Below are 13,837 nucleotides of genomic sequence, written 5' to 3'. Positions count from 1 at the left end.
GGCTTGGCGGGTTGATCAGGGAGACAACCATGCAATTGCCAGACATGTACATGCTTCACCTTGACGCCGAGCGCCGCGTGGGCCGCCTATGAATGCGCCTGCCGCGTTGCGTGGCCTCTTGGGCGTCAGCGCACTGCTCGCCAGCACCACGCTCTGGGCCGGAAGCCTGCCAGTGCCAGTGGACGCCAAGGTTGTCGATCAGCGCCCGGCTGTGGAGCAGGAGCGTGTCTATCCATTGGGGCCGCTGCGCAAGATCAGCGGCCGCCTGCGGGTGGAGGACAAAGTAGAGAGCCGTGGCCAGGTCAGCTCCACGACCTATGAACTGCCGGTTGAGCGCTCCGCGCGGGAGGCTTTCACGCGCGCGCGCGAGGCCTTGCAGCAGGACGGCGGGTATCCGTTGTTCTGGTGCCAGGGCCGCGACTGTGGCGAGGCTAGCCTGTGGGCCAACGATGTCTTTGCCAATGCTCGGCTCAATGGTGGCGATGAGCGCCAGGCGTTCATCCTGCTGCGCCGCTCTGCCGAGCAGGCCGATACGTTGGTCGCACTCTACAGCGTGACCCGTGGTAATCGCCGGGCCTACCTGCATGTGGAGGAGTTCGTCGCCGCCAGCCCATTGGGTGAACTGCTGCCTACTGCTGCAACCGTGCTGCGTGAAATGCGTGACACCGGCAAGCTCGATTATCCTGATCTGAGCGAGCCGCAGCCGGCCTGGGCAACCCTGCTTGCACGCAGCCTCAATCTGGACAGCACCTTGCGCGCCACCCTGAGCGGTGCCCAGGCCGAGGCCTGGCGTGAAGCACTGATAAAGGCCGGTGTACGCAGCGCTCGCCTGGAGCTCGGCGATTCGCCGACCGATGGCCTGCACCTCGAACTGATCCGTTGACGGGCAAGACCATGGTTGACAATGATCGCCTGCTGATCCAGATCCTTTTGCTGGCATTGCTAGGCGCCGGCCTATGGGTCATGGCCCCCTTCATTTCGGCGCTGCTGTGGGGCGCCATCCTCGCATTCGCCAGCTGGCCCTTGATGCGGTTCCTGACCCGCGTGCTGGATGGGCGCGAAACCCTTGCCGCCGGATTGTTGACCAGCGCCTGGATCCTCATCGTGGCGCTGCCCCTGGTCTGGCTGGGCTTCAACCTGGCCGACCACATTCGTGATGCGACCTTGTTCGTGCGTGATGTGCAGGTCGATGGCCTGCCGGATGCGCCTTTGTGGCTGGTCGACATCCCGTTGGTAGGCGAACGCATGGCCAGCTGGTGGTCGTCGCTGGACCAGCAGGGCGCCGCGCTGCTGGCATCGGTCAAACCCTACTTGGGGCAGGTGGGCAACTGGCTCCTGGCCCGCAGCGCGCAGATCGGAAGTGGCGTGCTGGAACTCACCCTGAGCCTGGTCTTCGTGTTCTTCTTCTACCGCGACGGGCCGCGGCTCTCGGCGTTCGTGCTTCGGCTGCTGCACCGGCTGACCGGCGAGCGCGCCGAGTATTACCTGAACCTGGTGGCCGGCACGGTACAACGGGTGGTCAATGGCGTGATCGGTACGGCGGCGGCGCAAGCCCTGCTCGCGTTGATCGGCTTTCTCATCGCAGGCGTGCCGGGTGCCATCGTGCTTGGTTTGATCACCTTCATGCTCAGCCTGATCCCCATGGGCCCGCCGCTGGCCTGGCTGCCGGTGACCGGCTGGCTGATCTGGAAGGGTGACTACGGCATGGCGATCTTCATGGGTATCTGGGGCACCTTCGTGATCAGTGGCGTGGACAACGTGCTCAAGCCCTACCTGATCAGCCGTGGCGGCGACTTACCGCTCGTGATCGTGTTGCTCGGCGTGTTCGGCGGCCTGATTGCCTTCGGCTTCATCGGCCTGTTCATCGGCCCGACGTTACTGGCCATCGGCTACAGCCTGCTGCTGGACTGGAGTCACAACGTGCAGCCTACCCCGACTGCCTAGGCCTGCCGCCTGGTCGAGCATGTTTCTTTACGTGTTCTTTATGCCAGGCCTGCCCCCACGATCTCGAGCCTTTACGCTGGCCTGACCGAAAATCCCCATAAAGCGGCCGCAGCCGCATCAACGGGGATTGATTCATGAACTTGCTCGAAGGGTTGTCACTGCTGATCGCGGTGGCCATGGCGGTGTACCTGCTGACGGCGCTACTACGCGCCGATCGTAGCTAAGGGGGCGCCAATGCACGCCTACGATATCGCCTTGCTGATGGCCTTCTTCGCCATTGTCCTGCTACCGGCCCCTTGGCTGGGAAGGTACTACTTCAATGTCATGGAAGGCCGGCGCACCTGGCTTACGCCATTACTGGGACCGATTGAAAATGTCTGTTACCGGGTGGCTGGGGTCTGCCCATCGCAGCAGCAGGGCTGGCGCCACTATGCCCTGGCGCTTCTGATCTTCAATTTAGTTGGGTTCCTACTGCTGTTCGGCGCGCTGGTGGCCCAAGGCCTTCTGCCATTGAATCCGCAGCGCTTACCCGGCCTTGAGTGGTCGCTGGCCTTCAACACCGCGGTCAGCTTCGTGACCAACACCAACTGGCAGGCCTACAGTGGCGAGGCCTCCATCAGCTACCTGAACCAGATGCTCGGCCTGACCGTGCAGAACTTCATCAGTGCGGCCACGGGCCTGGCCGTGCTGGTAGCCTTGTGCCGTGGTATCGCCCGTCGCAGCAGTGCGGCCTTGGGCAATTTCTGGGTGGACATGACCCGGGCCACGCTTTATGGGCTGTTACCCCTGTCCCTGCTACTGGCGCTGCTGTTGGTATGGCAGGGCGTGCCCCAGACCTTCAGCGACTATGCCCATGCCCTGACATTGCAAGGGGCCGAGCAGCTGATCCCGCTCGGCCCGGCAGCCAGCCAGATTGCGATCAAGCAACTGGGTACCAACGGCGGTGGCTTCTTCGGCGTCAACTCGGCGCATCCGTTTGAAAACCCGACAGCGTGGAGCAACCTGTTCGAGGTGTCGGCGATCATCCTGATTCCCGTGGCGCTGGTGTTCATGTTCGGCCATTACGTGAAAGACCTGCGCCAGAGCCGCGCCATTGTGGCCTGCATGCTTGCATTGTTTCTGGTCGGCGGCGCATCGGCTTTGTGGTCCGAACACCAGCCCAACCCGGCGCTGCACGTCAGCGAGGTGGAGCAGGCAGCCCCTCTGGAAGGCAAGGAAAGTCGCTTCGGTATCACGGGTTCGGTGTTGTGGACAGTCACTACCACGGCAGCCTCCAACGGTTCGGTCAATGCCATGCACGACAGCCTCAACCCACTGACAGGCATGGTGGCCATGGTCAACATGATGGTCGGCGAAGTCATCTTCGGCGGCGTCGGGGCAGGCCTGTACGGCATGTTGCTGTTCGTGCTGATCGCAGTGTTCCTGTGCGGGCTGATGATCGGCCGCACGCCGGAGTACCTGGGCAAGAAGCTTCAAGCCCGCGAGGTACAGCTGCTGGTGGCGACGTTGCTGGTGATGCCGGTCGGCGTGCTGGTACTGGCCGCCGTCGCTGCCAGCCTGCCAGGGCCGGCCACAGCGGTGAGCAACCCTGGCGCCCATGGCTTCAGTCAGTTGCTTTATGCCTATACCTCCGGGGCCGCCAATAACGGGTCGGCCTTCGCAGGCTTTGGCGCCAACACGGTGTTTCACAACCTCATGATCGGTCTGGCGATGCTGATCGGCCGTTTCGGTTACATCCTGCCTGTCCTGGCGCTGGCTGGGAGCCTGGCAGCCAAGCCACAGGCACCTCAAGGCCCCAACAGCTTTCCCACCCAAGGGCCACTGTTCACCCTCCTGCTGCTGCTGACCATCCTGCTGGTAGGCGGGCTGACCTTCCTGCCGACCTTGGCCTTGGGGCCGATTGCCGACCATTTGAGCCAGGCCTATTGAGAGATGACCATGAACATGCCCATTCCAGAGATCAAGGCCCAACCAGACGCAGCAGCCCAGACGCGGCTGGCCGCGCTGTGGCGGCCGGCGTTGCTGCAGGCGTTGCTCAAGCTCGATCCACGTCAGCTCAAACGCTCACCGGTCATGCTGGTGGTGGCCATTACGGCCTTACTGACCACCGTGCTGTGCCTGGCCCCGGCCAATGGCGTCACCCCAGGCGTTGCGGTGCAGATCGCAGCCTGGCTGTGGTTCACCGTGCTGTTCGCCAACTTCGCCGAGGCCCTGGCCGAAGGCCGGGGTAAAGCCCGGGCCGACAGCCTCAAAGCCGGCAGCCAGGGGCTCTCGGCCAGGCGTCGCAATCCGGATGGCAGCTTCGACAACGTGCCGGCTGTATCCCTGCGCAAGGGTGATGTAGTCCGGGTGGAGGCTGGCGAGATGATCCCCGCCGACGCCGAGGTGATAGAAGGTATCGCTGCCGTCAACGAGGCAGCCATCACCGGGGAATCTGCGCCCGTCATTCGGGAGTCAGGCGGCGATCGTTCGGCGGTGACCGGCAATACCCGTCTGGTGTCGGACTGGCTGCTGATCCGCATCGCCAGCAACCCCGGTGACTCCACCCTGGACCGTATGATCGCCCTGGTCGAGGGCGCGCGCCGGCAGAAAACGCCCAACGAGATCGCCCTGGACATGCTGTTGATCGGCCTGACCCTGGTGTTTCTGATTGTGGTGGTGACCCTGCAACCCTTTGCTCACTTCGCTGGGGGCAGCTTGCCGCTGATTTTTCTGGCCGCGTTGCTCGTCACACTCATTCCCACCACCATCGGCGGCTTGCTCTCTGCCATCGGCATCGCCGGCATGGACCGCCTTGTGCGCCTCAACGTCATCGCACGTTCAGGGCGCGCCGTGGAAGCCGCAGGCGACGTGCACACCTTGATGCTGGACAAGACCGGTACCATCACCTTCGGTAACCGCCGCTGCAGCGCACTGTACGCCGCGCCCGGTGTGACCGCCCGTGAGCTGGGGGAGGGGGCCTTGCTGGCTTCGCTGGCCGATGACACGGCAGAGGGCAAGTCGATCGTCGAGTACCTGCACCAGCTTCATGATTTCGTCGAACCGGCGGCCGGGCACTACCAACCGGTAGCCTTCACGGCCCAGACACGCCTGTCTGGTATCGACCTGGGGCCACGTCGTTATCGAAAAGGCGCCGTCGATGCGCTCCTTGCCTTCGTCGAGATGCAGCGCGCGGACATGCCGACAGCCCTTGCCCGAGAGGTAGAGCGCATTGCCCAGTCAGGCGGTACGCCGTTGCTGGTGTGCCTCGACAAGCGTCTGCTGGGCGTGATTCACCTCAAGGATGTGGTCAAGCCTGGCATTCGCGAACGCTTTGCCGAACTGCGCAAGCTGGGTATCAGGACCGTCATGGTCACTGGCGACAACCCGCTCACGGCAGCCGCCATCGCGGCCGAAGCGGGCGTGGATGATGTGTTGGCAGAGGCAACACCGGAGAAAAAACTGGCGCGCATTCGCCAGGAGCAGCAAGACGGCCGTCTGGTGGCCATGTGCGGCGATGGTGCCAACGACGCGCCAGCTCTGGCCCAGGCGGATGTGGGTATGGCCATGAACGATGGCACCCAGGCTGCACGGGAGGCGGCCAACATGGTCGATCTGGACAGCGACCCGACCAAACTGTTGGACGTGGTGCAGGTTGGCAAGGCGCTGCTCATCACCCGTGGGGCGTTGACGACCTTTTCCATCGCCAACGACGTGGCCAAGTACTTCGCCATCCTGCCAGCGTTGTTCGCGGTGATTTATCCGCAGCTGGGGGTGCTCAACGTCATGCAGCTGGCAAGCCCGCAGAGCGCGATCCTGTCGGCCATCGTGTTCAACGCACTGATTATCGTCGTGCTCATTCCGTTGGCCTTGCGTGGGGTGCAGGTACAGGCTGCCAGTGCTGCGCAGCTGCTCAGGCGCAACCTGCTGATCTACGGGCTGGGCGGCATCATCGTACCGTTCGCCGGCATCAAGGTCATCGACCTGCTGCTCAACGCCTTGCACCTGGTCTGAGGAGGCCATCATGACTGCATACCTACGCCCGGCTCTGAGCCTGGTTCTGTCGATGACCTTCCTGACAGGTGCGCTGTACCCCCTGGCAGTCACCGGTATTGCCCAGGTGGCGTTCCCCTACCAAGCCAATGGTAGCCTGGTGCAAGACGAGCAGGGTCGCGTGCGCGGCTCTGCCTTGATCGCCCAGCGCTTCGAGGGTGACGGTTGGTTTCATTCCCGTCCCTCGGCAGGTGATTTCGCGACCGTGGCCAGCAGCGCCAGCAACCTTGCCCCTGGCAACCCAGCCTTGATGCAGCGTGTTCAGGCACAGGCAGCCGCGCTGCACCAGCCAGAGCAGGGGCCGGTCCCACTGGCGCTGGTCACAACCTCGGGCAGTGGGCTGGACCCACACCTGCCGCCGCTGGCCGTGGCCTATCAGTTGCCACGGGTAGCCGCCGCCCGACATCTACCCATCGAACGCTTGCAGGGTCTGCTCGAAGCCGCCACGCTGCGCCCATTGGTGGGCCCTGCGGTGGTCAACGTCCTGGCCCTGAACCAGGCACTGGAAAGGATGAGCCGTTCGGGCCAGGGCCTGTGACCCTTGCTGTGAAGGAAACCCCATGAGTGATTCCGACCGCGCCGATGCGCTGCTGGCAGATTTCCCAAAGCCGGGGCGAGGGCGGCTGAAGGTGTTTCTTGGCGCCGCGCCCGGTGTCGGCAAGACCTTCGCCATGCTCACCCATGCCCATGCCCAGCAGCGCATGGGCCGCCAAGTGCTGGTAGGCGTGGTCGAAACCCACGGGCGTGCCGAAACCGAAGCCCTGTTGGCGGGCCTGCCCCAGCAACCGCTGTTGCGCACCCGTTACCGGGGCGTGACCCTGCACGAAATGGACCTGGATGGGGTGCTCAGTACCCCGGGCAGCCTTGTGCTGGTAGACGAACTGGCTCACAGCAACGCGCCGGGCAGCCGCCACGCCAAGCGCTGGCAGGATGTGCAGGAACTGCTAGCTGCTGGTATCGACGTCTACACCACAGTCAATGTCCAGCATCTGGAGAGCCTCAACGACAAAGTGCGCGACATCACCGGTGTTTTGGTGCGTGAAACGGTGCCGGACTGGGTGGTACACGAAGCGTTCGACCTGTTGCTGGTGGACCTGCCGCCACGCGACCTGCTCGAACGGCTGCGCGAAGGTAAGGTGTACGTGCCTGAGCAAGCGAGGGCGGCCATCGACGCATTCTTTTCCCAGCGCAACCTCAGCGCGCTGCGGGAACTGGCCATGCAGGCCGCTGCCGCCCAGGTCGATACCGACGCCGCCCAGGGCTATCGCCAGGGCGGCACTGCAGCGCCAGCGCTGCGCGGGCGCTTGCTGGTCGGGGTAGATGGCGACGACCAGGCTGAGCGCCTGGTGCGTCATGCCAGCCGCGTGGCGCAGCGTCGGCACTTGCCCTGGAGCCTGGTCCACGTGGACAACGGGCGCCTGCACGACGAGAACGGGCGCCAGCGAATACAAGCCGCCCAGCAACTGGCCGAGCGCCTGGGTGGGGAGGTGGTCGTGCTGCGCGCTGCGGAGGTGGCTCGTACGCTGATCGAGCATGCCCGCGAGCGGCGTGCCAGCCTGGTACTGGTAGGGCAGTCCCGTGACCGGTGGCGCCGCCGACTGTTCGGCGCCGGTGTCGCTGCACGGCTGCTGCGGGGCAGTCATGGTCTGGAGGTCAATGTGCTCGATCGCGACGTCCAGCGCTCGGCACCCAAGCCCGCAGCCCGGTATGTGTGGGCATGGCGACATTACCTGTTGGCGCTGGCCGCGACCGTCCTGGCGGCGGGCCTGGCCTGGGCGGTGACCAGCGTGCTGGCGTTGCCCAACATCTCCCTGGTGTTTCTGGCAGCGGTGCTGCTGGTGGCAGTGCGCACCAGCCTTGGGCCCGCCCTGGCTTGTGCGATGCTGTCCTTCCTGGCGTACGATTATCTGTTTATTGCGCCCAACTTTTCCCTGAGTATCCAGCGCGAAGAGGACGTGCTGACCCTGGTGTTCTTCCTGCTGATGGCCGCGCTCACGGGTAACCTTGCCGCGCGCCAGCGCAGTCAGTTGCAGGCCCTGCGTGGAACCCAGGCGCAAACCATCCAGTTGCTGGACCTGTCTCGCCGCCTGACCGGAGCCACGGACCGTCAGGCGGTGCTGGAGGCTGCGCACCAGCACCTCGATGGCCGGCTTGGCTTGCAGGTCTGCATCCTGCAGCGCGACGAGCATGGCCAACTGCACGTAGCCAGCGGCGATCCCACTTCTTTTACCGATAACGAGCGCGCAGCGGCGCAGTGGGCCTGGCAGTACGACCAGGCGGCCGGATTTGGCAGCGATACACTGCCCGAAGGGCGTTGGTGGTGGTGGCCCTTGACCGTGGACAGCCAGCCTTTGGCCTTGATGGGCGTGGCTCAGTGCGCAGGCCAGGCGCTCAGTGGCCCCGAGCGGCGATTGCTGCGTGGTTTGGCGCAGCCAGTGGCCCAGGCCCTGGCCCGGGCACAGCTGTCCGAGCAGTTGGAGGCGGCGCGTCTGCACGGCGAGACCGAACAGCTGCGCAGTGCATTGCTGGCCTCCGTATCCCACGACTTGCGCACGCCGCTCACGTCCATGCGCGGCAGCATCGACAGCTTGCTGGCGTTGGGCGAGGCCATTGCCGAATCGGACCGACGTGAGCTGCTTGAAGGCACCCGCGACGAAGCCGAGCGGTTGGACCGCTATATCCAGAACCTGCTGGACATGACCCGCTTGGGGCACGGCAGTCTCAAACTGGCCCGCGACTGGGTAGCGCCTGCCGACATCGTGGGCAGCGCGCTGCATCGACTGCGGGCCGTGCTGGCACCCCTGAACCTCGATACCCAGGTGCCGGCCAACTTGCCACTGCTGTTCGTGCATGCCGCGTTGATCGAACAGGCCCTGGTCAACGTGCTTGAGAACGCCGCACGGTTTTCGCCTGCTCAGGGGCGCCTGCGTGTCGAGGTGACGGTGCACGACCAGCAGCTGCATATCGCCGTCAGCGATGAAGGCCCTGGCATCGCCGTGGCGGATCGGGACAAGGTCTTCGACATGTTCTATACCGCTGCACGCGGTGATCGCGGTGGCCAGGGCACGGGCCTGGGCTTGGCGATCTGCCAGGGCATGGTCGGGGCCCATGGCGGCCAGGTCAGGGTTGGAGAGGGCACAGATGGTGTTGGCACCTGCATGACCTTATGCTTGCCGCTGCCTACCCAACCGGACACCGGAAGCGACGTGCCATGAGCCAGACCGCCACCTTGCTGGTCATCGATGACGAGCCTCAGATCCGCAAATTCCTGCGCATCAGCCTGGCTTCTCAGGGCTATAAAGTCCTTGAAGCGGAGAACGGCACCCAGGGGCTGGCGCAGGCTGCCTTGGGTAAGCCTGACCTGGTGGTCCTCGACCTTGGCCTGCCGGACATGGACGGGCAGCAGGTGCTGCGCGAACTGCGCCAGTGGAGCACGGTGCCGGTGATGGTCTTGTCGGTACGCGCCAGCGAAGTACAGAAGGTCGACGCCCTGGACGCCGGCGCCAATGACTATGTGACCAAGCCGTTTGGCATTCAGGAGTTTCTTGCACGCGTTCGTGCCCTGCTCAGGCAGGTGCCGCAGATGGGCAGCGCACCGGCCCGCATCAGCATCGGACCGCTGACCGTCGATCTTGCCTTGCGACGCGTGACCCTGGAAGACACCGATGTGACCTTGACCCGCAAGGAATATGCACTGTTGGCGCAACTTGCGAGCCATCCCGGGCGCGTTATCACTCAGCAGCAACTGCTCAAGGACATCTGGGGGCCAACCCATGTGGGTGACACGCATTATTTGCGCATCGTGGTCGGGCACCTGCGGCAGAAGCTTGGCGATGACCCGATGGCGCCGCGCTTCATCGCCACCGAGGCAGGGGTAGGGTACCGATTGCTCGCCCCGGTGCAGTGAGCGGCCTGGCTCAGGCCCTGGGCGGGTCCTTTTCGAATAGCTTGCGGACGCTGTCCAGGTAGTGCCGTGCGCCGAGGCCCAAGGGTCGAGGCTTGATCCAGATGATGTCCACCCACAGGCGCAGGCGACTGGCCATGTTGTCAAAGCGCACCTCAGCCAGCGCGCCCGAGGCGATGAGCGGCTCGACCAGGGGCTGCGGCAGATAGGCCCAGCCAAGGCCTGAGTGCACCAGCTCCAGTGTGGCCAGGTAGCTATCGGTCAGCCAGATGCGCCGGGACAGCACCATGCGCGGGTCGGAACCGGTGGGGTTGCCGGAGGCGACGATGATCTGCCGCTGTTCGGCGAAGGTCTCTTCGGGCAGGGGCAAGGCGCCCTGCATGCCGGCGGGGTGACGGGGGGAGGCGACTGCCACCAGTAGCTGACTGCCGGCTTCGAGAAACGACTCACGCTCATCGATACCTGGGCGTTCGAAGACCAGTGCCAGTTGCACGGTACCGTCATGCAGCAAGCGGATGGCCTCGCGCTGGCTGGCCGAGCGCACCTCCACTTCCAGGCCAGGAAAGGCCTGCGCCAAGGCGTCTAGTGGTTGGCTCCAGGGTCCTGTTTGCAGTTCGGGTGCCATGGCGATGGTCAGGCGTTTTTCCAACCCTTGATGCAGTTGCAGGGCCTGAGCATCGAGCAGGTTCAGCTGGCAGATCACCTGCCTGGCCTGCGACTCCAGCGCCAGCGCTGCGCTGGTGGGTAAGGCTTTGCGGGTGGTACGGTCGAACAGCGGCAGGTCCAGTTCTGCCTCCAGTTGCGCGATGGCCATGCTGATCGCGGATGGCACCCGGCCCAGCTTGCGCGCTGCAGCGGAAAAAGACCCGGCCTCCAGCACGGCCAGGAAGATCGTCAGGGAGTCACTGGTGAAGGCCATGCGGGTGCCTGCTGATGAGCCGATTGGGTGGGGCGAGGGTAATGCTGGGGCGGGGGGATTGCTACCGCCTACCGGGCCTTCAATGCCCATCTATTAGATTCGTCCTGGAACTGGAGCTACAGTTTAAGCCCAAGATGCCGTTGCCGTTGCCGTTGCCGTTGCCGTTGCCGTTGCCGTTGCCGTTGCCGTTGCCGTTGCCGTTGCCGTTGCTTTGGCTTTTGCTTCTAAGCGCGCGGTAGCTCAGGCGCCGCAGATCGCGACTTCAGGAGGCTGAGCGCAGGGCTTGCGGAGGGAGGTGACAGGCATGGATGCCTGTCAAGCGCTGGGCCCCAGGATGGGGCCTACAGCGCGGTCCTCCCGGGAGCAAGCCCGGAGTGAGGGAACCCCGGAGCGCAGCGTAGGGGCCGGATGATAGGAGCAGGCGGTTTTTGCTCACTTTTTGACAAGACAAAAAGTGAGCCGCCGTAAGGGCGGAAAGGTGACTGTGCGCCACCCGCGGCAATGAATACCAACTTGCTGTGCGCGCCCACGCTTTCAAGTTTCAAGTTTCAAGTTTCAAGTTTCAAGTTTCAAGTTTTAAGTTTTAAGTTTTAAGTTTCAAGTTTTAAGTTTTAAGTTTCAAGTTTTAAGTTTTAAGTTTGATTGCGTTGGCGTGTGTATTGAAAGAGAGCATAGTCCATTTGCGATGGCGACGCTTAGTCACCTTTTCGCCATTACGGCGAGTCACTTTTTGTCAAACGCGACAAAAAGTAACCAAAAAACGCTGTGCTCCATTCATACGGCCCCTACGCTGCGCTTCGGGGTTCCCTCACTCCGGTCTTGCTCCCGGGAGGACCGCGCTGCAGGCCCCATCCTGGGGCCCAGCGCTTGACAGGCATCCATGCCTGTCACCTCCCTCCGCAAGCCCTGCGTTCGGCCTCCTGAAGTCGCGAAGATCAAAAGCCAGATCAAAAGCCAAAGCAAGAGCAAGAGCAAGAGCAAGAGCAAGAGCAAGAGCAAGAGCAAGAGCAGGAATTAGCTATATATGTTGAGCTGGAGTTTAAAGAAGTTTGCGATGCGCTCAGTAGCTGCTGCCTCGTGCCTATTTATTACAGTGAATCTTTTAATGTGTATATGTTTAAAGCTCCCTCTGTAGGAGCGGGCTTGTCCCGCGATGGAGTGCGAAGCGCTCCCCTATAGCGTTATCGAGGTTCCAAGGCATCATAATTTTCAACGTTACTCCTGCATTGCAGTAAACATGCCGCCGAATCTACCCGCACTGCTCAAACTCGCGCTTATACCTTCAAATGCAAGCACCGGCCGGCGGATCGTAAGCAGCGAATGCCAACGCCACCCCATTTTGCTGTTGCTCAAGGCGACGCTGCGCCTTAGACTGCCGCCCCTTGTTAAAGAGTGCCGACTGGCGCTCGAAAAATTTCCGCTGCCGATGCCAAAGCATCAGCGGCAAACGAATCGCCCAAATGCACCTATTTTCATAGAGAAATCGATGACCAAGGAACAGTTGCTGGCCATGCCGGCCGATGACTACATGAACGCTGAACAGCTGAGCTTCTTCACTCAGCTGCTGCAAGCGATGAAAGTCGAGACCCATGAACGCATCGAGCTGAGCCGTGCCACCATCGAAGGCCTGGATACCCCCTCGGATCCTGCCGATGTGGCATCGGTCGAAGAAGAGCGTAGCTGGCTGGTGAATGCCATCGATCGCGATCAGCGCCTGCTCCCGCAACTGGAGATGGCGCTTGACCGTATTGCCGACGAGAGCTTCGGCTGGTGCGACGACAGCGGTGAACCAATTGGTCTTAAGCGCTTGCTGATCAGTCCAACCACCAAGTACTGCATCGAAGCACAAGAGCGCCACGAGCAGCTTGATCGCCATCAGCGTCAGGCCTGAGCCGGTCAGGTTGCCAAGCCCCATGGAGCGATTCGTGGGGCTTTTTGCATTTCGCAAATCAAGCCGCAACGACCCATGCAATTTGCCCGGAGCAGTTGCGCAATAACCGGCAAGCCTGTTAAAACAGGGCGTCTCTCATGGATTTCACTGTCTTCGGATATCCCCACCGACAACAGTGTGCGAGTCGCCATCAGGCGCCAAGACCACGCACCCATCCGGAATCGCATTTTCATGGACGTGCAATGTCAGACGTTACGCCGGTAGCGCTTGGGCATTGCCCAAGGGTATGCAAGCGACAGCAACGCCGGCCGTTAGAGTGAAAAATCCTGCACGCTGCATCGTCAGCGGGCACAGACATGTCGCCCAGCGTTTTATTAATCTCATTGCCTATCGATTTGAAATGGCCGTGCTTCGCGAGCTCCTGCGAGGGCGGGTTGTAAACGGTTGAGGATTACTTCATTGGCAGTCAGCACTCTTGATACACACGCGTTGTTCGCCCTTGGCGATTTGCGTGGGAAACTGGCCCAGTTGTTCCAGGGTCGATTCGTCTATGTCACCGAGCAAAACCCTGATGGCCTCTACATGGCCGAGATCGACACGCAAAATGCGCTTGTGGTTGATGACAAGCAGCGCCTTGAATTGAAAGTCGGCGACCATTTTCGTGCCGCCGTGCTGCCCAGCCGCGAAGGCGGCAAGCTGGAAATGCGTTTTCGCGACATCAAGCTCAATGTCTACGGCGTTGGCGACTACGCGTTCGTATCGGTTCAGGAAGGCGAGGGGATCGTATTGCGGGAAGGCCATAGCGTGATGCTGGTGTTTGCCGCCGAGCAGCAAATTCAGGAAGGGCTAGGCAAGCTGTTGAAGGCTGTGACCGGCAAGGTTGCGAAATGGCGCAAGGGTGAGCTGACGACGTTCAAGGCAAGCGAGTGACGCTGCCAGCGCAAGCGCCTGGATCACGGGAACACTATCACCGTGAGCACCAGGCGCGCGCCATGGCCGAGGCGCAGCGGCTGCTCGCAGCACGTGAAGCGGTGGGCGGGCGATGGTTGGATTGGGTAGCCGCCGAGTTGTATACCCAGGGCCCGCCCCATTACGTGGCCATGGTCAGGCGAGCACTGCAGCGGCTGAGTAAGCAGCCAGGCTAAGC

Annotated in this window: 12 protein-coding genes; 11 read left to right on the top strand and 1 reads right to left on the bottom strand. The window is 62.7% G+C overall.

The genetic code is table 11. The features are described 5' to 3' along the window. Positions 1–88 precede the first annotated feature (88 nt). From ACF8R3_RS17180 to ACF8R3_RS17145, 8 genes are all read left to right on the top strand, one after another. Positions 89–883, top strand: coding sequence for a DUF4892 domain-containing protein (locus ACF8R3_RS17180; RefSeq protein ID WP_392515930.1), 795 nt, complete (start codon positions 89–91; stop codon positions 881–883). Between the two features lie 11 nt (positions 884–894). Further along, a complete protein-coding gene (locus ACF8R3_RS17175) occupies positions 895–1,944 on the top strand; it encodes an AI-2E family transporter (RefSeq protein ID WP_392515929.1) in 1,050 nt (349 codons plus the stop codon). A gap of 134 nt (positions 1,945–2,078) precedes the next feature. Beyond that, on the top strand, positions 2,079–2,168 hold the full coding sequence (gene kdpF / locus ACF8R3_RS17170) for a K(+)-transporting ATPase subunit F (protein WP_058639621.1): 90 nt from the start codon (positions 2,079–2,081) through the stop codon (positions 2,166–2,168). A gap of 10 nt (positions 2,169–2,178) precedes the next feature. Beyond that, entirely contained in the window at positions 2,179–3,873 is a 1,695-nt protein-coding gene (gene kdpA, locus ACF8R3_RS17165) for a potassium-transporting ATPase subunit KdpA (RefSeq protein WP_392515928.1), read from the top strand. 9 nt (positions 3,874–3,882) lie between these two features. Beyond that, positions 3,883–5,937 carry a potassium-transporting ATPase subunit KdpB gene (gene kdpB / locus ACF8R3_RS17160; protein ID WP_078478816.1) on the top strand — a complete coding sequence of 685 codons (2,055 nt, stop codon included), beginning with the start codon at positions 3,883–3,885 and terminating at the stop codon, positions 5,935–5,937. Between the two features lie 10 nt (positions 5,938–5,947). After that, the gene (kdpC, locus tag ACF8R3_RS17155; protein ID WP_326384104.1) at positions 5,948–6,514 is read left to right on the top strand and encodes a potassium-transporting ATPase subunit KdpC; all 567 of its coding nucleotides are present in this window, start codon (positions 5,948–5,950) and stop codon (positions 6,512–6,514) included. Between the two features lie 22 nt (positions 6,515–6,536). Next, positions 6,537–9,191, top strand: a complete 2,655-nt coding sequence (locus tag ACF8R3_RS17150) for an ATP-binding protein (RefSeq protein WP_392515927.1) — start codon at positions 6,537–6,539, stop codon at positions 9,189–9,191. Then, entirely contained in the window at positions 9,188–9,883 is a 696-nt protein-coding gene (locus ACF8R3_RS17145) for a response regulator (protein ID WP_392515926.1), read from the top strand. Before ACF8R3_RS17150 ends, ACF8R3_RS17145 begins: the two co-directional genes overlap by 4 nt. 10 nt (positions 9,884–9,893) lie before the next feature. On the opposite strand, the gene ACF8R3_RS17140 is transcribed toward ACF8R3_RS17145, so the two are convergent. After that, positions 9,894–10,799 (bottom strand): LysR family transcriptional regulator, encoded by a 906-nt coding sequence (locus ACF8R3_RS17140; RefSeq protein WP_392475244.1) that lies wholly within the window; start codon positions 10,797–10,799, stop codon positions 9,894–9,896. A gap of 1,486 nt (positions 10,800–12,285) precedes the next feature. Between ACF8R3_RS17140 and ACF8R3_RS17135 the strand changes: the two genes are divergently transcribed. The 3 genes from ACF8R3_RS17135 (at position 12,286) to ACF8R3_RS17125 (ending at position 13,835) form a co-directional block, all read left to right on the top strand. Beyond that, a complete protein-coding gene (locus ACF8R3_RS17135; protein ID WP_023534004.1) occupies positions 12,286–12,690 on the top strand; it encodes a TraR/DksA C4-type zinc finger protein in 405 nt (134 codons plus the stop codon). Between the two features lie 459 nt (positions 12,691–13,149). Next, positions 13,150–13,620 (top strand): hypothetical protein, encoded by a 471-nt coding sequence (locus ACF8R3_RS17130; RefSeq protein ID WP_058639760.1) that lies wholly within the window; start codon positions 13,150–13,152, stop codon positions 13,618–13,620. Beyond that, positions 13,617–13,835, top strand: a complete 219-nt coding sequence (locus tag ACF8R3_RS17125; RefSeq protein ID WP_392515944.1) for a hypothetical protein — start codon at positions 13,617–13,619, stop codon at positions 13,833–13,835. The genes ACF8R3_RS17130 and ACF8R3_RS17125 overlap by 4 nt, the downstream gene beginning before the upstream one ends. The last annotated feature ends 2 nt before the right edge of the window (positions 13,836–13,837 follow it).

Source organism: Pseudomonas sp. FYR_7 (assembly GCF_043106155.1).
Classification (GTDB): domain Bacteria; phylum Pseudomonadota; class Gammaproteobacteria; order Pseudomonadales; family Pseudomonadaceae; genus Aquipseudomonas; species Aquipseudomonas parafulva_B.
The sequence above is the reverse complement of the archived record's forward strand: the minus strand, read 5'-3'. Positions and strand labels throughout refer to the sequence as shown.